Origin of the sequence: Planktotalea sp. (genome assembly GCF_018607965.1) — a bacterium.
Taxonomy (GTDB): domain Bacteria; phylum Pseudomonadota; class Alphaproteobacteria; order Rhodobacterales; family Rhodobacteraceae; genus Planktotalea.
On the sequence record NZ_JABBAM010000133.1, the window covers coordinates 1 to 23,002 of the forward strand.

Genomic DNA, 23,002 nt, shown 5'->3' on the forward strand with positions numbered 1-23,002 from the left:
AGATAGCGATCATGAACTGAGCAAAAAACGTATCAATGTCGTCGAATGTGTCTAAGGGCAAAACTTGTGCTACGAATTGGTCGGGACGCACGATCAATAACGCACCTTGCGTGCGATCAATGCTGCGGTGGTCAAAGATGTCGGGGCCATTTTTAAGATCAGGGCAAAAGGCTTTCTCATAATCAATCAAAGTGTACTTTCCTTTGCGCGGCAGCAAGAGTGCGGGCAAGGTTTCCAGCGTCATGTTCTGATGGGCGGTTTGAAACACAGCGCGTAGATCGAAGACGCTGTCGATGTCTGTATTTGAGGGCGTGTACTTTGCGATGAGACCATCGGATAGAGTGGAACACAGCGTTGCTATTGCGCCGTTCGGCTGGCCCTGATCGCCACTTGGGGCAAAAGCAATCAAGCGCCATCGTCCATCTGCCTTAAACGCATGTCCAAGCTGCATGGGTTTTGCATCGCCCAAACGGATCACAGGCGCGGAGTGGAAACGCATACCGGTTTTGTAGCCCTTTGCTAGGGCTTGGTGTGTGTCTGTGGCTGTAAGCAACGAGGGATCATAACGGGTTTCAACGCCTGCAGTATAGCGGCCATGTTTCTTGAAATAGCGCTGGAACTGCGCAGCCTCGCCCGCATCTTTTGGTTTGGCGCTGAACAAGCGGGCCATGTCTTTGTCGAAGTCGATCAGCTCTTTGGCTTTGGCCTGCCGTTCGTCCGAATAAGTGTCTAACAAAGCGAATTCCGCTTGGCCGCGCAGGACTGCCGCCAATTTCCAACCCAGATTGAAGGTGTCCGCCATAGACACATTCATGCCCTGCCCTGCTTTTGGACTATGGGTGTGGCAGGCATCGCCCGCGATAAAGATGCGCGCGTCGTCTGGCACGTCAACGAACGTGTCACACACACGCTGGCCGATTTCGTAAGCGGACCACCAAGCGACCTCTTTGACGTCCAATTTGTAGGGCGCAAGGATCGCGCGCGCCTTTTCGATCAGCATGTCAGAGGTCACATTGCGATCCGCAGCACGTTCGTCGCCGTGGAGCTCATCCAGCTCAATGTACATGCGCACCATGTAACCGCCCTCACGCGGGATGATCAGAATGCTGCCATGCTGCGCCGATTGGATCGCAACCTTTAGACGGATATCTGGGAAATCGGTGACGGCCAGTACATCCATCACACCCCAAAGCTGGCGCGCGGCTTCACCTTTCAATGTGTGGCCCATGGAGCGACGCACAACACTGCGCGCGCCGTCACACCCGACGATGTATTTGGCGCGAATGACCTCGGTCACATCGCCTGCATCAAGACACTTGAACGTCGCGGACACAGGGAAATCGGGATCATCTGTTCGGACTAGGTTGATCAATTCGCGATTGTAGTCGGGTTCTAATCTGCGGGGGCCATTGTGCATTGTTTCAAGGTAGAAATCATGCACGCGGGCTTGGTTCAAAATGACGTGGGGCATTTCGGATAGATCGTCTTCGACATCCTGAATGCGGTCAGCACGTGTTAGACTAGTGCCGTCCGCACCGGGGCGCCAAAAGCCGACTTCACTGACCCAATAGCCTTCTTTCATGACCTTTTCAGCAAATCCAAAGGCTTGGAACATTTCGAGCGAACGACAGGCGAGACCGTCAGCCTGTCCCACTTGCAGAGGGCCGGATTCGCGTTCGGTGATCATGGTTCTGATCTCTGGAAAGGCCGCCAATTGTGCGGCAAGCGTTAGGCCAGCAGGGCCGCACCCGACAATGAGAACATCGACTGTATCAGAGCGCATGAAGCCGGTTGGTGCGGCAATGGACGGATTGCCGCTATGAAAGCCGTTCAGGTGATACTGCATCAAGCGCTCCGATCAGTATGTATACATATTAAATATGTCGTCGGTGTGCCCACCTGTCAATATAATATGTGTGCTTATCAATTAGAGTAGATCGCTGTTTTGATACGCTGCGAGTGAAGTTCCTTGGGCGGCGCAAGTTTTCAAAACAGGACTGATTTTCCAGACGATAGGATCTTCTTTGACCAACTCTTCCAACGTTTGAACGATCTTTTGTGCGCCAAGTGTATCCGCGCAATGCATCAAACCACCGCGCCATCGCGGGAAACTATTGTTTGCCACCGAGATCAAATCGATGTCGCGCACAGAATGTGCGGTGCCTTCGCCCAACAGATCAGCTGCTTCATTGATCATCGCCAACAACAGGCGTTCGCGAATGTCGTCGGGCGCATAATCCGTGCGCGTGCGTTTTGCGAAGTGGGATTCCTCAATCGCAAGGTCTGCAACGATTGGATCGTCGACCTTGCCGTTGCCTCCGGGGTAGCGATACCAACCTGCTCCTGTTTTGCGACCCAGTTTGCCGAGTTCGATCATACGATCTGCGATCAAAACGTAGCGGCGATTTGGATCACGTGTGGCGTCTTGGGCGCGGCGTTCGGTGTGTTCTAGATCAAGACCGGTCACATCCTGCGCCTCATACGGCCCCATCGTGTAGCCAAATTCGACCATGGCCTCGTCGACATCCCAAGGTGTGGATCCATCCATGAAAACGATGTCGGCGGCTTCAATGTAGCGCGCATGCAGACGTGCGCTGATGAGGGTGGCGTTAGGAAGGACCCCTTCGCGTTTGCTTGCACGTTCTGCAAAAAAGATGTGGCGCAGCGCTTTTGCTTGGGGCTGTGTTTTGAGCTGGATGAAAGCGGCCCGTTCAATGGGAAGGGCGTCGTGGTAGGGGAGTGTTAGACCTGCTTCGATCACATCAATCGCATGGCGCGGTGCATTCTGGTGTGGTCTGTTGAGCGCGATCGCGTGGCGTGCCGTGTCGATAAGGGAGGTGTCGTGCAAAGGCGCCGGTAGTTCCCAGGTTGGCACAATACAGCCTAACTCTTCGGTGTTCACCATGAACGCTTCGGCCACGGGATCGTCTTCAATGGCATGGACAAGGCGCGCGCTGAGGGCTGCGTTTGCATCAATGGGTGCGCCCGTCGTGATCATATCCAGCGCTTTTTCCAATCCGACCAAGCGCGGTAGGCGCTGTGTTCCGCCCGCGCCGGGGATGACGCCTAGCGTGACTTCGGGCAGACCGATCTGTGCGGTGGGCGCGATGATGCGCATACGGCACGCCATCGCGATTTCTGCACCGCCTCCAAGGGCGACGCCGTTGATTGCGGCAATCCATGGAACAAAGCTGGCATCAATCGCGTTCAATACGTCAGGTAGATGTGGCGCGACGGGGGCTTGGTCAAATTCACGTGCGTCCGCGCCTGCGGCAAACGCCCTGCCTGCGCCGCTTAGGATCACCCGCGTGATGGGTTGCGTTTCGGCCCATTGCACTGCGTCCAACAAACCTTGGCGCACAGAGTGTCCAATGGCATTTACAGGGGGATTGTCGATCTGGACATGGCCTACGCCGTCTTCGCTGTGCATCGTGACGCTCATGTCAGGCTCCTAGTGATTAGGGGGTTAGTGCGATGTTGTTTTTGCGCAAAAGGTCGTGCAGCAGGGCATGTGAGGTCGCGATAGTTGCGCCGCTTGTATCAAGCTGATAGGCGGCCTGCGTATAGTGGACCTCGCGCGCTTTCAAAATTTGTTCAAGATGCTGCATCGCTTGGGGATTGCCTGCCATGGGACGTAGATCGCCTTGGGCACGGACACGGTCCATATGTTCGCTTGGCTGCGCTTTGATCCAGACCGTATGAAACTGCGCCAGCACATGTTGGAATGTATGCGCAGACGACACGATACCGCCCGCAACGGCCACAACAATGCGGTCGTTTTCAGCGACGATTTGATCCAGCGTTTCACTTTCTAACTGGCGGTACCCTTCTTCGCCATAAAGCGCGATGATCTCGCCAATGGGGATGCCTGCTTTTGCCGCGATCTCTGCGTTCAGTTCGACAAATGGCATGTCGAAGTCTTTGGCGATCATTGGCCCTAAGGTAGATTTTCCAGCACCACGCAGACCAATCAAACAGATGCGCTGCGCCTTTTTATTACGTTGGGGTTCAAGCGTTTGCAAAACCTTTGCTTGCGTCGCGGAATCAGCATTGAGGAACAAGGTTGTCATTCGCTGGGTTGCGTCATTTGAACCAACCAACGCTTCCATCGAGACACCAAGCGCAAGGGCAACCTGCTTAAGCAAGCCTATTGAAATATTGCCCTGCCCGCTCTCAAGCTGGGCAAGGTAGCGCGGCGATACTCCAGAGCGTTCAGACAGTTCGCGTCGTGACATGCTGGCTGATTTGCGCGCAGCGCGTACGCGCGTTCCCACCAATTCGATCAATGCGCTGACCTGCGCTTCTGTCTCTGTGGATGGTTGCGTATCGAGCGCGCTTAACATCACACCGCCGCTGCAATATGGCGTTGCACGATGTCGCGAATATCCTCAGGGGGTGCTTGTTTGGTGAACTTATCTGCCGTGATGAACACGCTGACGGTGCGCGTGGAAAAGCACAAAATACCGTCCTGCATGCCATCAACGCGGAAGGTGATGGACGTTTCACCCAGTTTGACAGGCCACACACGGCACACCAATCTATGGCGCGGTGTTACGGGGGAACGGAAATCCATCTCAAGGCGTACGAAAGGCGTGCCAACATTGCGGTCTAGTTCCATTTCGAACCAGCCGTCGCCGCCAAGTTGCTCTTCCCACCACGCATTGATCGCGTCCAACGCAAACCAAGGGAGGCGCCCCGTATAGGCGATCTTGGCAGGGTCGCAATCGCCCCAGGTTACACGGATTGAATGCTCAAAAGTTGTTTGGGGCTGCGTTTCCACTTAATACGTCTCCACGTGATATCGGCCATCCTCGCGCAGGGTATCGCGCAGGGCTGACCATGGCTCGCCGATGGATTCAGCGATGCGGGTGAACGCGCGTTCTACACCGTCCTCCATCTCTTTCAAGCCACAGATGTAGATATAGGTGTTCGGGTCTTGCAGCATTTCTGCGACGCGCTCTTGTTCGATGATCAAGCGGTCCTGCACGTATTCTTTGGGCTGGCCCTCCACCCGACTAAAGACAAGGTGTTTTTCCAGCAGCGTTGCGGGTATTTTATTGAGCGGTCCAAAGTACGGCAAGCTGTCCGGCGTGCGCGCCCCAAAGAACATGACCATGCCGCCTTCTTTCGCGCCCACTTCACGTTGACGCGCCATTGTGAAGGATCGCATCGGCGCTGATCCTGTTCCTGTGCAAATCATCAGCAGCCGCGCATTTGGATCAGAGGGCAACAAGAAGGTGCCGCCGAAAGGCCCCGTCACGTTGATCGTGTCGCCCTTTTTCAGATCGCACAGGTAGGACGAACAGATGCCGCCCTCTTCACGTTTTACGGTCAAAGATACGTTGTGATAACCTGCGCGTTCGCCGTCACGTGGGCTGGACACAGAATAAAGCCGTGGCAAATGCGCATTCCCGTCCGCGTCGGTTCCTGGGGCGATGATGCCCATGGACTGGCCTTCCAGAACGGGAAACGGTTTGCCTTGGAAATCCAGAATGATGTGGCGCGTGTCTGCATCCGAGGTATCCGCAGTCAGGCGGTAGTTGCCTTGCACGACGGCCTCAACAGGATGGCCGAGGTTGTACAGGTTAACGGTGGGTTTGGCAGCCGTCGCAGGCGCTTTGGCTTTGCCGCCTGCTCCCTTATGGGCTTCGGCCAAAAGCGCCGCGATCGGATCGTCCTCACCCGTTGTCGCGTCACTTGGTGCGATCTCTTCCTGATCTGGCAGCTCTTCCCAAGAATACTGATCCTCTAGCGAATAGGCGTTGTCTTTGCTGGCAACAACACGCCATTCGTCAATCGACCCCGTCGGACAAACTGGAATGCAATCCATGCAAAAGTTGCACTTGGATGCATCCACAATGACGTTGTCGTCGTTGTGTTCAATCGCCTCTTCGGGACACGACATTTCGCAGGTGTAGCAGCGAATGCAGATTTCAGGATCGATGAGGTGTTGTTTGAAAGGTGCGGTCACGGATGGCCCTCGTTTGGTGGTTTGGGGAGGGGCGTTCAGGCCCCTACCCATATGGTGCGTTAGGCCATGTGCAATTTGACGTATTCAAAATCACCGGGCTTGTTGTCGATACCAACCTTGGGCGGCGCAATCCACGTCGCGTATTTGCCGGCCTCGTAGCAGGGCACCATCAGCGACTCGATATAGGCGCCGTCTTCTTTGGTTGGCAGCCATTCGCCTTTGCGCTGTTCCCAGACATCATTGGAAATGATGTTGCCCTCTTGATCCGTTTTAATCGCAGCAAAGACGCCGATTTGGCGATGGAACGCCTCGTCCGGCAGGAACAGTTTGAAATCAATGCCAGCTTTGGCAATCAGTTTATTCCAGCGGCCAATGCCACCAGATGCATCACGAATATAGTCATCACGCAAACGCATATTGATCGCAGTCAATGCAGGCACTTCTTGCGCAATGATCTTACCGTCCACGACAGAGCGCACAACATACGTATCGTTCTGCAACTGGTGATCATCGTCGATGCGCTGTTCCATGTAGCGCCCTTTGATGCCTTGGTTAAAGGCGTTCGCGGCGTTCGTGGACACCTCTTGGCCAAACAGATCAAGCGACAAAGAATAGTGCAAGTTCAGCTTTTTCTGGATCGTGGGCAGATCGATAACCCCCAGATCGCGGATCTTCCCGATGTCAGTCGGATCCGTGATGCCCGCTTTGTTCATCGCATCAACAGTTGCTTGGATCGTGCGGCCGACACCCGTTTCGCCAACGAACATGTGGTGCGCTTCTTCTGTCAACATAAAGCGGCACGTGCGGCTAAGGGGATCGAAACCGGATTGCGCCAAGCTTTCCAGCTGCATCTTGCCATCACGGTCGGTGAAATATGTGAACATGAAGAAGGACAACCAGTCTGGCGTTTCTTCATTGAACGCACCCAACATACGCGGAGAATCGTCTGATCCTGACGAGCGCACAAGCATGTCATCGGCTTCTTCACGACCGTCTTTACCGAAGTATTTCTGCAACAAATAGACCATCGCCCAAAGGTGACGCCCCTCTTCCACATTTACCTGAAACAGGTTGCGCATGTCATAAAGCGACGGCGCAGTAAGGCCGAGGAAACGTTGCTGTTCGACCGAACCTGGCTCTGTGTCGCCTTGGATCACGATCAAACGCTTTAGCATGTTGCGGTATTCGCCGGGCACTTCCTGCCACGCTTTTTGGCCCCTGTGTTCGCCCATCGGAATGCGGCGATCTTCGACCTCTGGCGCGAGCAGGATGCCCCAGCGATAATCGGGCATCTTAACGTAGTCGAATTTGGCCCAGCCTTTGGGATCAACGGACACGGCCGTGCGCAGATAGACCATGCTTTCTTGAAAGTTCTGGGGGATCAACTTGTTCCACCAATCGACATACCCGGGGTGCCATTTTTCGAGCGCCTTCAGAACCTTGCGGTCGCCACTCAGGCCCACATTATTCGGAATTTTTGTATCGTAGCTTACGTTAAGTAGATCGGACATTTTCGTCTCCTGTTATCGAATTCGTGGGCGTCGTTAGACGCGTTCCATATTGTATTCACCGCGCACACCCGTGCCGTAACGCTGCAACGCGCCATTTTCGCCAACGGCGTTGGGACGGTTGAAAATCCAGTTTTGCCACGCAGTCAGGCGCCCAAAGATGCGGGTTTCCATGGTTTCGGGACCAGCAAAGCGCAGATTTGCTTCCATGCCTGTCATCGCATCTGGTGAAAACGACACGCGTTCTTCAATGAAAATGCGCACTTCGTCTTCCCAATCGATGTCATCAAGGATCACCGTGACAAGGCCAAGTTCGTTGGCGGCCTCAGCTTCCAAAGCGTCACCGATGGACGATTTCAGACTTTCCACATGCGCGGGGTCTGCCAGAAAGCGCATTTGCAAACGCGTGATGTCGTTGCCCATGGGATAGCAGCCAAAGTTTGCGTCCGTCAGCGTGATCGTGGCCATGGGGCGCGTGTCATCGTCAAATTCGTCTTCCATCATATACGTGCGATCGACGGCGAACAGCAGTTCAGCAAGGACACCCACGAAGCATGACCCATGTTCTACAAACGCCGCAAGCGAACGCGAGGTGACATCAACCCGCTTCAACGTGCGCTTCCAGAATTGCTGGACCTCATTGGCCAACCAATGATCCACGTTATCCGCCAAAAGCGCTTCATGTGCGACGAATTTTTCTGGATCACCCTGCGTTTTGAAAATCCACAGACCCAGTTCGTTTTCATTGCTGCGCAAGTGTAGGATCGTGTCCTCCAATTCGCGCGCGAGTTTTAGCATGTAGGCTTGATCACCCTGCGCTTGGAACGCGGCCATATCCGTGGGCGCGTCGTCACTTGGTCCTCTCAGCGTGATCGTTGCTTTGCGCCCTGCGCGGTCCAACTCAACCTCGATCAGATCATAGGACACTGCATTTTCTGTGATCGTGCGGTTCAAAGGGCCAAACGTGATACCGCTTGCGATGTCTGGCTTTTTCGAATTTGACGCAAATTCTTTGGCACGCGCGATCACCGTTTCGTCGAATTTCGAGTTTGGGATAACCTCGTCCACAAGACGCCATTCTTTCGCGCGCTTGCCTTTGATGCCCTCTTCGATGGAACAGAAAATATCAGCCAGATCGCGGCGCACTTTGCGTTTGTCTGTGATGCGCGTCAAACCACCTGTGCCGGGAAGAACAGCCAACAATGGGACCTCTGGCAAACCAACCGCAGAGGTAGAATCATCCGTGAGCATGATGTGATTACACGCCAAGGCCAGTTCGTAACCGCCCCCTGCGCACGCGCCCTTGACGGCGGCAATGTAATTCTGACCCGAGTCCGCCTCGGCGGCCTCAAAGGTATTTCGTGTCTCGTTGGTGAATTTGCAGAAATTCACTTTGTGAGAATGTTGCGCCCCGCCCAGCATGCGGATATTCGCGCCAGCGCAGAACACTTTGTCTTTGCCAGATTTCATCACCACGACTTTGACCTCTGGATGTTCAAAGCGCATGCGCTGCACAACATCGTTCAGTTCGATGTCAACGCCCAGATCGTAGGAATTCAGTTTGAGTTCATAGCCCTCAAACAACCCGCCATTTTCGTCAACGTCCATGATAAGCGTTGCAACTGGGCCGTCATATTCGATCTTCCAGTGACGGTACTTTAACGGGTCAGTTTGAAAATCAATCATCTGGGTTTTCCTTGCGTTAATGTCATGAACTTAAGCGATCTTACGCGGCAAGCAAACGAAATGATGCAAAATAAAGCAGAATAATTGAGTGTTTTGCGCTAATTATCAATGTTTTTCTGCATTATAAAGCATCTATTGCCAGCTGATCCAAAGAATCGATCAATTCATGGGTCTTATTCAACTCAACGCCCATCACGTTTCCCTTCCTATCGGCGGGGATCAAATCACGGGCAATTTTTGCTAAACGGAGTGCAGCCTTGGGTCGTAGCATTTCGATCTTGAGATACCCGTTGGCGATTTGGATCAGACCTTGCACAAAACGGCGTTCAACACTGGGATCGGGCAGCACCATCCACACGGGTTCCAGCACTTCGTGTGCTTCCCAAAAATAACCCGCCTGCTGATATAGCAGCCCGTGATGAAAAGCATCGCACTGCGCCAATTGATCAGGGGTTAGTTCTGCATGGGCGGTGTCACGGACAGCGTCGAACAAGCCCTCAGCGTGGCGTTTGGTTTTGGCCGGAACATAGGCATGCGCTGGCCAAAACGTCACTACAGACCAACGACTTTCGCGGACTCGATCCGTTCCAAGCGCGCGCAATATTCAGCGATTGCAGCGACCACCACGTCTTTTTGATCGACAAACGGCGCATGTTTGCAGTTGTCCAAGATCAACATATCGACGGGCGAATAGGCGCGCGTCTCAACTTCTTCGATCTGTGCAAGCGTGCCGTATTGATCGTCCTTGCCTTGGATCGCGAGCGTGGGAATGCGCAAATGATCGATCACATCGCCCACATTCCAATCTTTGAAATCGGGGTGCAGCCACGCATCGTTCCATCCGCGAAATGCGTTCTCTGGATCGCGGTGATACTTGCCCAAACGTTCTTTTAGATCGCCAGTTTCAAATTCAGCCTTGGCTTTGGCAATCTCGGCCAATCCCATCTCTTCGGTAAAGAAATGCGGTGCCGTCAAAACGATGCTGCGCACGCGGTAATCTGGAACGCTGCCTGCATAAATCGCTGCGATCGTTGCGCCGTCACTGTGGCCAATCAAATTGCCACGCTCAAACCCAATCGCGTCCAAAACCTCTGGCAGAACTTCCATCGCCTCACGCGTCATGTAATCCAATGGGCGCGGCAAGTCCGCCCTGTCAGACTGGCCGTAGCCCGCGCGCGAATAAACGAAAACGCCCATGCCTGTGGCCTTCGCCAAAACCGCTGGAAAATCACGCCACAACGCAACACATCCCAAACCTTCATGCAGCAAAACCAAGGTCGGCGCATCCCTGGGCGCAGGTCCGTAGCACGCGTATTCAAGCGATTTGCTACCTGCCGTTAAAGTGCCATTCGGTGTCCAAGACGCGTTCATGCTGTCTCCCTCAGTTTAAATCGTTGAATTTTTCCAGTGGCTGTTTTTGGTAGATCTTCGACAATCTCAATCCAGCGCGGATACTTCCACTTGCCGATCTTTTCTTTAATATAGTCCTTCAGGCCGTCGACGTCGGCTTCGGTCTTACCCGTTTTCAACACGATGAAGGCTTTGGGCTTTTCCAAACCATCCGCATCGCGGTGCGCGACAACGGCTGCTTCCAGAATGGCGGGATATGCGCCCAGTGCCTGTTCCACTTCGAATGGGCTAACCCAAATACCAGAGACTTTGAACATGTCATCCGTGCGCCCGCAGTAAATGAAACGCCCCGCGTCGTTCATTTCGTATTTGTCGCCTGTGTGGGTCCATTCGCCTTCAAACGTCGCACGAGATTTGTCACGTTGGTTCCAATAGTCCGCCGCCGCAGACGCGCCGCGCACCAGCAGTTCGCCAATTTCACCTGCGCCAATATCCCCACCTGCATCATCGACCAAGCGCACGTCATATCCTGGAACCGCAGTGCCAGAGGTGCCGTATTCCACATCACCTGGTTTGTTGGACAGAAAGATGTGCAGCATTTCGGTAGAGCCGACACCGTCCATGATATCGATGCCCCAAATGTCTTTCCACTTGCGCCCGATCTCTGAAGGCAAGGCTTCGCCAGCCGAAATACAAGTGCGCAAGGGTGCATCAGGGTGCGCGCCCTGTGTTTCCCATTTCTGGATCATCGCCGCATAAAGCGTGGGCACACCGCAATAGATGGTGGGTTTATAGGTTTCCAAAATGTCAGACACTGAGTCTGGCGTGGGTCGTCCATTATACAGATAGGCTGTCGCGCCCGCTGCCATTGGGAACGACATGCCGTTGCCCATGCCGTAAGCGAAGAACAGTTTCGCGGCAGAAAAAATCGTGTCGTCCTTGGTGATCTGCAGCACTTGTGATCCGTATGTATCGCAGGTCACGCGCAGGGCGTCATGCACATGGCGCACGCCCTTTGGCGTGCCTGTCGACCCCGATGAATAGAGCCAGAACGCGACTTCATCACCGCTACACTCCACCGCCTCGGAAGGTTCGACACCCTCCATAAAGTCAGCGTATGACATCGTGCCATCTGGGGCTGTGCCGCCAATGACAACGATCTGTTTCAGGTGTGGAGAGTCCAGCGCTGCAGGCAGAACCACGTCGATCAATTCCTGCGAGATAAACGCGATATTGGCGCGACTATCGTTCAAGATGTTGCGATACACGTCGGTAGAAAGCAGCGTGTTCACGGCAATCGGCTGCACGCCTGCCTTCAACCCGCCCCAGAAGATTTCAAGGAATTCAAGCTGATCCAAAACAAACATCGCTGCGCGTTCTTCACGTCGAATGCGCGCGCCCACGAAGGCTGATGCACACCGCGCAGAGCGATCTGCAAGCACGCCATATGTTAGTGTGCGTCCACTCTCCCAAGCTTCTACAAATGCCGTTTTATCGCCACGCCCTTCTTCCAGATGACGTTCAATAAACCAATGTGCTGCGTTGCTCATTTGGGCGCTCCCTCCCCTTAGTGATAGCCGTCCTTAGTCGATCAATCCCAGCAAACGCGCTGCGTTGTTCTTGATGATATCTGGACGTACCTCGTCCTTGATCGCGATCTTGTCGAACGCGTCTAACCAGCCCTCTGGCGTAATCATTGGCCAATCCGAGCCAAACAACATCTTCTTGCGCAGCATCGTATTGCAATAGCGCACAAGGATGTCGGGAAAGTATTTCGGCGACCAGCCAGACAGATCAATGTAAACGTTCGGCTTGTGCTGCGCGACGGCCAGCGCTTCTTCCTGCCAAGGGAATGACGGGTGTGCGAGAATGATTTTCAAATCAGGGAAATCGACCGCAACGTCATCCATGTACATCGGGTTGGAATATTTCAGACGCATCCCGTTCCCACCGGGCATGCCCGATCCAACACCGGTTTGGCCCGTATGAAACAGCGCGATGCAGCCATGCTCTTCCAAGACTTCATACAGCGGATAGGCCATGCGATCATTGGCGAAAAAGCCCTGCATCGTCGGGTGAAATTTGAACCCTTTGATGCCATAGTCCTCGATCAAACGTCGTGCTTCACGCACGCCCATTTTGCCCTTCCATGGATCAATGGATGCAAACGGGATCAACACGTCATCGTTTTGTTTGACCTGCTCGAACACTTCATCGTTGGAATAGCGCCGATAGCCCGTCTCGCGTTCTGCATCGACGGGAAAGATCACCGCCGCAATGTTTTGCGCACGGTAATGTGCCGCTGTTTCAGGGATCGTTGGTGGATGTTTCCAAGGCGCGCGGAAATAGGCAGCCATCGTAGATTGCAGATCGTCATAACCATCGTCGGGGTGACACCCACAAGGTTCTTCCGCATGTGTATGCATATCAATCGCGCAAATCTTGTTGATGTCGATCATGTCGAGGCCTTTGGGATAAGTATGGTTACTGGATCGGCGTCATCATAAAGCCGCTCTAAAAGCGAAGCCCGGCGCGTAAGCAATTTCTTGAAATTCACGCTGCCTTTGGCGGTGATTTCGCCGTCCCCCATAGAGAGAGGTTCAGACAAGATCAGTGCGCGTGCGATGCGGGTCGAACTGGATCCACCGATAGATGCAAGCGTTGCGCGCAAGGCCGCTTCCATCGAGGCAACCCGCAGACAGCCGTCCACTTCGGCTAGGTCATCCGCCGCGCGCATGGCTGCAGAGGGAATTATAAACAGGCCAATGTCTTTCTCGTCAGCGCCTGTGATAACCACATCCGCGACCGTGTCGCCAAGCTTGTTCAATACATCTAGGCGCACGGCAGCCGCACGCACCCATGTGCCAGATTGCAGCTTGAATTCTTCTGAAATACGCCCGTCAAACTTCATCCCAAGATTGGGGTTTTCCGGATCCACAAAGAACATGGCATCGCCAGTTTTGAAGTAACCCTCTTCGTCAAACGCCTCAGCGGTTTGTTCAGGGTTGTTAAGGTAGCCCGCAAACACATTTGGACCGCGCACGCGCACGTCGCAGCGCATGTCGGCATCAGGGATCAGTTTCACTTCGCCCGCGGGCATTGGCACACCAATCACGCCTGAGCGATCCGTCGGTTGATGCTGCAACAAATGTGCAGGCGCTGTTTCTGTAAGGCCCCAAGAGGATGTGAACAAAGGCATTTCCCCGCGCACATCGCGCGCCATATCTTCCAAGTCGGTCCACACATCCTGCGCAAGGCTTGCACCCGCGTAGAACAACATGTCGAGTTCGCTGAAATAGCGTTGGCGCAGGTCTTTGTCTTTCTTCAATTCATCGCGGATCATCGCAAAACCAAGGGGGACGTTGAACGTGATCGTACCCGATTTCAAACGCTGGTTTTCGAACGTTTTCCCCACAAGATGCGGAACAGGTTTGCCGCCATCGATATAAAGTGCACCGCCATTGGCCAGCATCATATTAAAGTTATGCGAGCCGCCAAACACATGGTTCCATGGCAACCAGTCCACAATTACAGGCGGGCGTGTGGTTAGAAACGGTAGGCTATAGGCCAGCTGTGCTTGGTTCACGCACATCATCTTATGTGTTGTCGGGACACCTTTTGGCGATGATGTAGACCCACTAGTCATCAATATCTTGGCGACCGTGTCAGGGGTTACAAGCGCGTTGACCCCGCCAATGGCACCACCAATTTTTGTAAGCTCTGCAAGGCTGGTTCCTTTGCCACGGCTGACCAACTTATGAACCGACGCGAAGACATCGCGCGTCAAGACATCCGCCAATGCATCACCATCTTCAGCAAAAACCGCACCGGGTTTCACAAGGCCAGCCACATAATCAATCTGCGAGCGCGCCGTTGGGATCAGGGCGTATTGCTCGGCCAGCGGTACAATCGGCACGCCAATATATTGGGCCGCAAGGGCAAGCAGTCCGTGATCAATGCTATTGCCTGAAAGGATCAGGATCGGTGTTTCAGATGTGAGCCCTAAATCCAACAGACCGCCCGCCAATGCGCGCGCTTTTTCGCGGGCCTGCACGTAGGACACTTCGCGCCAGCCCGCACCAGAGCGTTCGGCAATAAAGATGGCGTCGGGGGTTTTTGCCGCCCATGTTTCTAGCCAGTCTGTCGTTTTAGCCGCAACAGGGCCTAGTGGATCACGGGCGCGCAGTAGGATCGAGCCATCAGCGCGATCTTCGCGAATGACATCATGCGCGCGATATTTGGCGTTCATCAGACGTCTCCGAACATTTAGCATTTATATCAATGATTTTTAGGGCGCTATGCAGCGCGTCGATCTGTTCAGGGCTTAGGCCTTGCGTCATTTGCTGGTCAATCTCGCGTGCCGCGATCATCGCCCGTTCCAACAACGCACATCCCGCAGGTGTGGGTTGCAGCGCGTAAGCACGCCGGTCCCCCACCGCAGCTTTGCGCTCAACTAGCCCCGCCTTTTCCAACTCATCCACGATCTGAACGAAATTCGGGCGCTCAATCGCAAGGGCTTCGGCGATTTGGCTTTGACGCATGCCGGGATTATCCACGACCAACACAAGCGTTGAAAACGTTGTGCGGCGCAGACCAAATTCGGCAAACACGCTGCTCATGCGCGACAAGGACGAACTTGTCGAACGGCGCATCCGATAGCCTGTTAGGCCCAGTAAGGATCGGTCCAGAGGTTCCATCAGCGAAACTTTGGAGCGCGTTTTTCAAGGAAGGCTTGTAGGCCCTCTTGCGCGTCTGGTGTGGTTTGACTGAGGGCCGCACATAAGCTTTCGGTGAACATGCCATCGCTCTTTGACATGTCTTCAATGCGAGAAATTGCTTGCACCATAAAGTAGTTCGACAAGGGCGCGTTGCGCGCGATTTTGCCAGCCAGTTCTTGGGCCAATGCCATCGCTTCGCCCTCGCCAACTGCGTAGTGGGCAAGGCCAAGGCACAGCGCCTCCTCAGAATTATACTTGCGACCTGTCAGCATCATTTCAGTCATGCGATCTGCCCCAAGGATACGCCCCACGCGCACGGTAGCGCCGCCACCAACAAAGATCCCACGACGTCCTTCAGGTAGCTGAAAGATGCACGAAGGTTCTGCAATCCGTACATGCGTCGCGGCGGCGATTTCCAGACCGCCCCCAATCACAGCGCCGTACATTGCGCTGACGACAGGGCGCCCACCAAGCTGGATCATATCCAGAATACGGTGCCAGTTGCGTGAATGGTAAATGCCATCCTCAGTGCTGCGTTCTTTGTGTTCTGCCAGATCAAGGCCAGAACAATAATGCCCACCTGTCCCTGTCAAAATTACCACTTTAACCGCTTTTGGAAGACCCGCGAACGCGCTCTCAAGGTTTTCGATAAACGCATCCGACATGGCATTGCGCTTTTCAGGACGATTCATTGTGATCGTCACGATTGCGTCGCTAATTTCAAGTTCTACTAATGCCATGATGTCACCTTGGGGGCAGGCGTACCGCGCCATCAAGGCGGATCACCGTACCGTTGAGATAGGGATTTTGAACGATATCACTTGCGAGTGTCGCGAATTCATGCGGCGCGCCGAGGCGCTTGGGGAAAGGGATATTTGCGATGATGCCCGCAGTGGTTTCTTCGGGCAGTTCTTGCATCATCGGGGTTTCGAAAAGGCCCGGCGCAATAGTCATCACGCGGATACCCAGCTGCGCAAATTCACGCGCGGCGGGCAAACACATGGACGCGATCGCACCCTTAGAAGCCGCATAGGCCGCCTGCCCGATTTGCCCGTCTTCATAGGCCGCAGAGGCGGTGTTGATGATCACACCGCGTTCGCCCGTATCCAGCGCTGGCAAGTCCATCATCGCTTGGGCTGCGTAGGTCATCACATTGTAGGTGCCAAACAGGTTTACTTCCATCACGCGGCGAAAGATCGGGGTTGATACTTTGCCTTCGCGCCCAACGATGCGCGCAGCAACGCCGATGCCTGCACAATTCACAATAATCCGCGGCGCTTGACCAAACCGCGCCATCGCAGATGTGACGCCTGCAGCAACAGCGTTCTCATCGGTGATGTCACAGGCTTGGGAATATCCACTGATCTCGGCCGCAACACGACGCGCTTTGTCGCCGTCATAATCAAGGATCGCAACATCCGCACCCTGCTCTGCAAGGTAGCGCGCTGTGGCTTCGCCCAACCCACTGGCACCCCCCGTGACAAGGGCGACGTGTCCTTCAATTTGCATGTTGTGTGCCTCCTGAATTTACCATGGCAGCAAGACCAGTGTGATGACGGGGAAACAGACAAGCAGGACAACGCGCACCAGATCAGAGGCGACGAAATACAGGATTGCTTTGTAGGTTTCGACCATCGGCGTATCGCGATCCATTGCGTTGATCACGAACAGGTTCATACCAACGGGCGGCGTTATCAGCCCGACCTCGACAACGATCAGCACAAGGATACCAAACCAGATCGCTGTGTGTTCGATGTTCACACGGTTCAGCGCGCCATTTGAGACACCGCGCAAACCCAGTTCGCGTGTCATTTCACGGGTCAATTCTTGTCCACTGGCCAGCAAGCCTTGCGCCTCTGTAAGCAGGGCCGCAGGAACATCTTTGCCACTGGAAACCAAATCGCCAAGGCGCGCAGATTGCAGATCAATCATACTGACCAAGCCGAAATCCAGTTCCTGAATCACAGGCCAGAAGATTGGGATCGTCAAAAGGATCATCGACAGGCTGTCCATTAGACAGCCAAGCAACAGATAAAAAACAAGGATCAGGATCAAGATGGCCCAGGGGCTGTATCCACTTTGAGAGACCCAAGCAGCGGTTTCTTGGGGCAGTTGCGTCAGCGCAAGGAAGCCGTTGTAGAACGCGGCCCCTAGAATGATAAAGAAGATCATCGCTGTCGCACGCGCTGTGACGTAAAAGCTCTCGCCCAGCGTTTTGCGTGTCAGGCCGCCCCCGACAAACGCGATGAAACCTGTACCGAACGCGCCGACCGCCGCCCCCTCTGTCGGGGTGAACCAGCCTAGATAGATACCGCCCACAACCGTTAGGAATACAATCAAAACGGGCCAAACCGCGAACAGCGCTTTGAAACGCTCCGCGTATGATTTGCGGGGGCATGTGCCTGCAGAACCAGGATTGATGCGCACATAGATCGAGATCGCAATCATATATCCAACCGCCGCAATAATGCCGGGGATAAAGGCCGCAAGGAACAGCTTTGCGATATTCTGTTCGGTCAGGATCGCGTAGATCACCAGCACAACGGACGGTGGGATAAGAATACCAAGCGTGCCACCAGCGGCCAAAGTTGCCGTCGAAAAGCCACCTGAATATCCGTAGCGGCGCAATTCTGGTAGTGCGACCCGGCTCATCGTGGCGGCCGTGGCCAGAGACGATCCACAGATCGCACCAAAACCCGCACAGGCGCCAACAGCGGCCATTGCAACGCCACCTTTGCGATGCCCAAGCCAACCCTCAGCCGCTTTAAACAACGCTTGGCTCATCCCACCAAGGGTTGCGAAATGTCCCATCAGTAGGAACATCGGAATGATCGACAGGGAATAACTAGAGAACGTCGTGTAGGTTTCGGATTTCAAACGCGCCAAAGGCAGGTTTGTGTCACCTGTGACGAAGATCATGCCAAACAGACCAGCAAGGAACATCGCCAAACCAATCGGCACGCGTAGAAAGATCAGCATTAAAAGCGCGGGAAAGGACAGCAGTCCGATTGTGATATCGCTCAATGGTCTGCCCCTAATTCTGCGGGCAGTATTTCAGTGCCTGTGCTGAATTCCAGAACGCATATCGCAGCGACATAGATCGCGATGATAGCCGTGACGGCTGCACCCATTAAACAAAACGCGTAGCCCCACCAAACAGGGTACTGCAAAAGCAACGTGGTCTGGCCAGAGTTCAGTTTGCTCAACATGCCTTGCAACAATTGCCACGCGATGACGATCAAAACGAGCGCGAAGATGACTTCGATCACCATCATCAATGCGCGGTTGACGGCACTCGGCAATTTGGACGTGAAGATATCGACAGAGGCATGACCCCCATTCAACTGGCATAGCGGAATGAATGCAAAGATCACAAACGCCATACCTGCCTCGGTCAACTCAAAATCGCCATTGATCGGACCAACGCCCGTTGCCAGAAGCGTGTTCGCAAATCCGGGCATCGTGGTTTGGAAAAAGTCATTGTGCAGGATCGAGTTCACGGACCGACCTATAACAGACAAGCATGTCTGGATGATCAACAGTGACAGGACCGTGCCGCCAAGCAGGGCGAAGTGTCGTGCGAGTTTGTTCATGAAACCATGCATGACGATCCCTTCCCTAAAAAACAGCAAAACCGCTGCAGACGATCATGCGACAGGCTGCAGCGAAAGATGATTACATCTTGGACATTGCGCCTTTGCACTCGCCGTTCATCAAGGCTTTTGCCTGATCAATCAGCGCTTGGCCGTCGCGACCTTTGGATGCCATGTCAGCAGTCCATGTGTCATAGATTGGGTTCACAAGCGCCTGCCACTCGGACGTGTCTGACACTGTGATGATGTTGTTGCCCATCTCAACCGCGATCGCGCGCGCAGGACCGTCTGCATCAGATTGCGTACCCCCTGCGAAGATTGAAAAATCCAGACCGGAATTGTCATCAACGATCTTCTGCAAATCAGCAGACATACCGTTAAAGACGCCTTCGTTCATCGCCAACACGAATGTCAGGTTATATAGTGCGGGACCTGTGAATTCTGTGTGGTTCTCGACCAACTCAGGAACCTTCAGCGCGGCAGTGACTTCCCAAGGGATTGTCGTACCGTCGATCACACCTTTGGACAGGCCTTCTGGAACCGCAGGAACAGGCATACCAACAGGCGTTGCGCCTGCGAGCGTCAGAAGTTCGTTCACCAGACGTGAACCTCCACGGATCTTCATACCCTGAAGGTCAGCAGGCGTTTCAACAGGATCAGCCGTGTGGAACATGCCAGGACCGTGAACCCATGTGCCCAGAATTTTGACGCCTTTGAATTCGTCATCCTTCATGTGCTCGTCAAACATCTTGGAATACGCACAAGACGCAGCGCGCGCATCTTCAACCATGAACGGCAATTCGAACACTTCTGTGGATGGGAAACGACCGGGCGTGTAGCCGACAACTGTCCAGACGATATCCGCAACACCGTCAATTGCTTGGTCCAGCAATTCAGGCGGACGGCCACCAAGCTGCATGGACGGGAAACGGTCAATCTTGATGCGACCCTCAGAGGCGGCTTCAATCTTGTCAGCCCAAACATCCAGAACCAGCTTTGGCACGTTTGCCTGCGCTGGCAAGAACTGGTGCAGCTTCAGCGTGACCTCTTGTGCATAGGCACCAGTGGCGAAAACTGCCGCAACTGCGGCACCCCCGAGTAAACGTTTAATAGATTTAGTCGTTGTCATATGAGTTCCTCCCGAGAACCTAAGTTTGGGTTGTATCCCACCCAAAATTTCTGCCTATTTGGCACAAAATTTCTGCATACCGCTTAATCTGTACGTCTTTGAGATAGATGTATGGCATAACTATTAATAGCTGTCACCATTTTTATAACCCTTACACTTGCGCAGACATCTGTCGCGCAAGAAGGGTGGCTTGCCATTCTTGTAAGTATGCTTATCGTATTGGGATGGCTGATATTTATGCAATGCCAGGACACTTGATCCGGCGCCTTCAACAAATCGCTTCTTCGGTTTTTGCGGATCACACGAAGACGCTTGGATTGGATATGACATCGCCCCAATTCGCAGCCCTCAGCATGGTTGCGGATCACCCCAAAGTCGATCAAGCGACGCTGGCAGGTTTGATAGCCTGTGATCGACCTACCATTGGCGGCGTTATCGATCGACTGGTGACTAAGGGATTTGTGCAGCGCCACACCAACCCGAAGGATCGTCGCGCCAAACTGTTGATGCTCACTGACGAAGGGCAGCGCGTGCTTGAGCAATTGCGCCCTGTCGTGGAGAGCGCCCAAGACGCTATTTTGCCCAGGCTTACAACGGCGGAAAAGGCAGAATTCATACGTCTTGCTGCTAAGATCGCCAAGGCGGGCAATCAGCACTCCCGTGTGCCCCTTCACATTCCCGAACGTGTTGTGTGACGTGGTCGCCCGCGCCTCAATGGGATGCCAGATCACAGTTTTCTGTTCGCGCTCGAACACAAAAACCCTAGTATTGGATTTATAATGAGACCAGCAGGCCGCAGTGAAACGGACTCGCTCTACTTCACCTACCCTCATTTCAATGCACCCCAACGCGTAAAACAAACCCAAATTGCCCCCGTCGCAATTGTTGGTGCTGGCCCAATTGGGATGACGGCTGCGCTGGCATTGGCCAAAGAGGGCGTGCGCTCAACCCTGTTTGATAACAAAGCCACCTTCAACGATGGCTCGCGCGCGATCTGCGTGGCACGGCCCAGCTACTACATCATGGAACAGCTCGGCGCGCTTGGGCCTTTCCTCGAAAAGTCATTGGGCTGGACAAAGGGGCGCTCCTTTTATCAGGGGCAGCAAATCCTAGAATTCGATATGCCCGATAGCGCAGATGAAAAATTCCGACCCATGCATAATCTGCAACAGCAATACATCGAACAGTTTCTATGGGGTGCAGTTTCACGCAATGACCTGATCGAAACCCGCTGGCAAAGCGAGGTGACGGGCATCGCTGATACCGACGCTGGCGCGCGCCTTACCATTCGTGATCCACAGGGTGACTACAGGTTTGATGCGACGTGGGTGCTGGCGTGCGACGGCGCACGCAGTCCCATTCGCAAAATGCGCGGGCAACGTTTGAAGGGTGAGAATTTCGAGGGCCGCTATGTGATCGCGGACATCCAGATGGATCACGACTACCCCACAATCCGCCGCGCGCTTTTTGATCCAATCAGTCGACCAAGCGGCACAGTTTTGATCCATAAACAGCCCGACGATATTTGGCGCATCGACTACCAGCTTGAAGACGATGAAAGCACGGACGATGCCCTGCGCGAAGACACTGTGCGCGCAACTGTTACGGCGGTTTTGAAGGATATCGATTACACTGGCGATTGGGATCTTGAGTGGTGGAGCGTCTATTCCGCCAACACGCTTGCACTGGATGATTACCGCGACGGATGCATCTTTTTCGTGGGCGACAGCGCGCATATCGTGCCCATCTTTGGCGTACGCGGTTTGAACAACGGTCTTGCAGACGCGGCCAACATCGGCTGGAAACTTGGTTGGGTTTTGAACCGCAAAGCGGGCACTGAACTGCTGGACAGCTACACGCCTGAACGGCGCGGTGCGACCTTGGATGTCTTTGCAAATGCCACAAAAAGCGCGCGCTTTATGACACCCAATACCCCTGGTTGGAAACTGATGCGTGACGCTGCATTATCGTTGGCATTAACCCATCCGTTTGCGGGCGAACTTGCCAACCCACGCCAAATGACCGCGTTCACCTATAGCGGTAGCCCTGCCGTGTTGCCCGACGATCCTGCGTTCAAAGGGGGCGCGGTTGTTGGTGCATTGATGCCAGATTTGAAGCTGAAGGATAGATTTTTGTCCGATCAACTTGGCCAAGGGTATAGCGTCTTGTGTTTTGATCCTGCCCTCGCAAAGCAATTAAGGGCGACTGGACTTAGCATCATGCTCGCGCCACTTTCCCCAAGTGTAGCTGATAAATTCGCGGCCTGTGCCACGTCCGCCTATCTTATCCGCCCAGACATGCACATCGCAGGACGCTGGCTTAAGGCCACGACAGACGATATCCTGCAAGGGTTGCTAACCGTTACGTTCCAAAGGGATCTTCGCGCATGACTCACACAGATTTAGAAGCCGTGTACAGCGCGCTTGCCCTAAAGATAGACGCGGTTGGCCCAGCTAAAAGCGAGCTGTTCCTTGCTAAACTTGTATTGCTACTTGCGCAAAGGAACGGCGACCTCGCGCAGGTTCAGGCCAGTATCGACGACGCCGCCAAATCGCTTACGTCGTGAACGCTGATAACACCCCTTTTACGAGTACCTTCCCGATCGGCCTTGCCCCAGCTGATGTCTTCGTGACGCCCAAAGGTGGCATCGTAGTCAGTCGCTGGGTGTCTGAACGCTAGATATCGCCAAAGGCATCGGGGAACAGATCGCGCCAGAATTCCTCGATTCCATCGCGGTTCAGTGCAGACATCCATCCGTGGCGTTCAAAGTCACTTCGCGCGTTCGCCTCATGTAGTGAGCTCATGAACAACTGCTTATCCGCATCGCGCTGCGTGGGCGTGCGCGCTTTCACAAGATTTTGCAAGACAGCCAGCACCTTTGCACGCGCACTTGCGGGCTGCTGGGGCTTCACCGCCTCCTCCGCCCCGAAATCATCGCGCAACGCAGCGGTAAGATAGCCCACAGGCGATCTGACGTCATCTTGCCCCTCCACATAGGCCAGCTTCTGCGCAACCACGTCCTCGCCATGTTGCGTTATCCATTGGCG

The 23,002-nt window shown here is 54.2% G+C and carries 21 protein-coding genes and 1 pseudogene; 3 read left to right on the plus strand and 19 right to left on the minus strand.

The window, feature by feature from the left end; genetic code table 11:
- The 18 genes from QZ279_RS12275 to QZ279_RS12360 form a co-directional block, all read right to left on the minus strand.
- Nucleotides 1-1,846 (minus strand): FAD-dependent monooxygenase (locus QZ279_RS12275; RefSeq protein WP_293451268.1); only part of this gene is annotated, 1,846 nt, incomplete at its 3' end.
- An 81-nt stretch (nt 1,847-1,927) separates the two neighbouring features.
- Complete coding sequence (locus tag QZ279_RS12280; RefSeq protein WP_293451270.1) at nt 1,928-3,442, minus strand: enoyl-CoA hydratase-related protein; 1,515 nt, start codon at nt 3,440-3,442, stop codon at nt 1,928-1,930.
- 16 nt (nt 3,443-3,458) lie between these two features.
- Nucleotides 3,459-4,343 (minus strand): helix-turn-helix transcriptional regulator, encoded by an 885-nt coding sequence (locus tag QZ279_RS12285; protein WP_293451272.1) that lies wholly within the window; start codon nt 4,341-4,343, stop codon nt 3,459-3,461.
- The gene (locus QZ279_RS12290) at nt 4,343-4,780 is read right to left on the minus strand and encodes a thioesterase family protein (protein ID WP_293451274.1); all 438 of its coding nucleotides are present in this window, start codon (nt 4,778-4,780) and stop codon (nt 4,343-4,345) included. The genes QZ279_RS12285 and QZ279_RS12290 overlap by 1 nt, the downstream gene beginning before the upstream one ends.
- Nucleotides 4,781-5,971 carry a benzoyl-CoA 2,3-epoxidase subunit BoxA gene (gene boxA / locus QZ279_RS12295; RefSeq protein ID WP_293451276.1) on the minus strand — a complete coding sequence of 397 codons (1,191 nt, stop codon included), beginning with the start codon at nt 5,969-5,971 and terminating at the stop codon, nt 4,781-4,783. It lies immediately after the preceding gene.
- A 59-nt stretch (nt 5,972-6,030) separates the two neighbouring features.
- Complete coding sequence (gene boxB / locus QZ279_RS12300) at nt 6,031-7,482, minus strand: benzoyl-CoA 2,3-epoxidase subunit BoxB (protein WP_293451278.1); 1,452 nt, start codon at nt 7,480-7,482, stop codon at nt 6,031-6,033.
- A 33-nt stretch (nt 7,483-7,515) separates the two neighbouring features.
- Nucleotides 7,516-9,165, minus strand: a complete 1,650-nt coding sequence (boxC, locus tag QZ279_RS12305; RefSeq protein WP_293451280.1) for a 2,3-epoxybenzoyl-CoA dihydrolase — start codon at nt 9,163-9,165, stop codon at nt 7,516-7,518.
- Nucleotides 9,166-9,286: 121 nt separating this feature from the next.
- Entirely contained in the window at nt 9,287-9,718 is a 432-nt protein-coding gene (locus tag QZ279_RS12310; protein WP_293451282.1) for a DUF309 domain-containing protein, read from the minus strand.
- Complete coding sequence (locus QZ279_RS12315; RefSeq protein WP_293451284.1) at nt 9,718-10,536, minus strand: alpha/beta hydrolase; 819 nt, start codon at nt 10,534-10,536, stop codon at nt 9,718-9,720. The genes QZ279_RS12310 and QZ279_RS12315 overlap by 1 nt, the downstream gene beginning before the upstream one ends.
- Entirely contained in the window at nt 10,533-12,065 is a 1,533-nt protein-coding gene (locus QZ279_RS12320) for a benzoate-CoA ligase family protein (RefSeq protein ID WP_293451286.1), read from the minus strand. The genes QZ279_RS12315 and QZ279_RS12320 overlap by 4 nt, the downstream gene beginning before the upstream one ends.
- Nucleotides 12,066-12,098: 33 nt before the next feature.
- Nucleotides 12,099-12,974: an amidohydrolase family protein gene (locus tag QZ279_RS12325; RefSeq protein ID WP_293451288.1), complete on the minus strand. Its 876-nt coding sequence runs from the start codon at nt 12,972-12,974 to the stop codon at nt 12,099-12,101.
- Entirely contained in the window at nt 12,971-14,764 is a 1,794-nt protein-coding gene (locus QZ279_RS12330) for a feruloyl-CoA synthase (protein ID WP_293451290.1), read from the minus strand. Before QZ279_RS12330 ends, QZ279_RS12325 begins: the two co-directional genes overlap by 4 nt.
- Nucleotides 14,739-15,212 carry a MarR family transcriptional regulator gene (locus tag QZ279_RS12335; RefSeq protein ID WP_293451292.1) on the minus strand — a complete coding sequence of 158 codons (474 nt, stop codon included), beginning with the start codon at nt 15,210-15,212 and terminating at the stop codon, nt 14,739-14,741. Before QZ279_RS12335 ends, QZ279_RS12330 begins: the two co-directional genes overlap by 26 nt.
- Nucleotides 15,212-15,973: a crotonase/enoyl-CoA hydratase family protein gene (locus tag QZ279_RS12340; protein ID WP_293451294.1), complete on the minus strand. Its 762-nt coding sequence runs from the start codon at nt 15,971-15,973 to the stop codon at nt 15,212-15,214. Before QZ279_RS12340 ends, QZ279_RS12335 begins: the two co-directional genes overlap by 1 nt.
- A 4-nt stretch (nt 15,974-15,977) precedes the next feature.
- Nucleotides 15,978-16,742 (minus strand): SDR family NAD(P)-dependent oxidoreductase, encoded by a 765-nt coding sequence (locus QZ279_RS12345; protein WP_293451296.1) that lies wholly within the window; start codon nt 16,740-16,742, stop codon nt 15,978-15,980.
- Nucleotides 16,743-16,760: 18 nt separating this feature from the next.
- Nucleotides 16,761-18,257 (minus strand): TRAP transporter large permease, encoded by a 1,497-nt coding sequence (locus QZ279_RS12350; RefSeq protein WP_293451298.1) that lies wholly within the window; start codon nt 18,255-18,257, stop codon nt 16,761-16,763.
- Entirely contained in the window at nt 18,254-18,826 is a 573-nt protein-coding gene (locus QZ279_RS12355) for a TRAP transporter small permease (RefSeq protein ID WP_366513958.1), read from the minus strand. Before QZ279_RS12355 ends, QZ279_RS12350 begins: the two co-directional genes overlap by 4 nt.
- Before the next feature lie 82 nt (nt 18,827-18,908).
- Nucleotides 18,909-19,955, minus strand: coding sequence for a TRAP transporter substrate-binding protein (locus QZ279_RS12360; RefSeq protein WP_293451302.1), 1,047 nt, complete (start codon nt 19,953-19,955; stop codon nt 18,909-18,911).
- 224 nt (nt 19,956-20,179) lie between these two features.
- Here QZ279_RS12360 and QZ279_RS12365 point away from each other — a divergent pair, with 224 nt between their 5' ends.
- From QZ279_RS12365 to QZ279_RS12375, 3 genes are all read left to right on the plus strand, one after another.
- Entirely contained in the window at nt 20,180-20,650 is a 471-nt protein-coding gene (locus tag QZ279_RS12365; protein WP_293451304.1) for a MarR family transcriptional regulator, read from the plus strand.
- Between the two features lie 84 nt (nt 20,651-20,734).
- Complete coding sequence (locus tag QZ279_RS12370; protein WP_293451306.1) at nt 20,735-22,345, plus strand: FAD-dependent monooxygenase; 1,611 nt, start codon at nt 20,735-20,737, stop codon at nt 22,343-22,345.
- The gene (locus QZ279_RS12375; RefSeq protein ID WP_293451308.1) at nt 22,342-22,521 is read left to right on the plus strand and encodes a hypothetical protein; all 180 of its coding nucleotides are present in this window, start codon (nt 22,342-22,344) and stop codon (nt 22,519-22,521) included. Before QZ279_RS12370 ends, QZ279_RS12375 begins: the two co-directional genes overlap by 4 nt.
- A 109-nt stretch (nt 22,522-22,630) precedes the next feature.
- On the opposite strand, the pseudogene QZ279_RS12380 reads toward QZ279_RS12375, so the two are convergent.
- Nucleotides 22,631-23,002, minus strand: a pseudogene (locus tag QZ279_RS12380) (replication initiation protein); the annotation flags it as partial.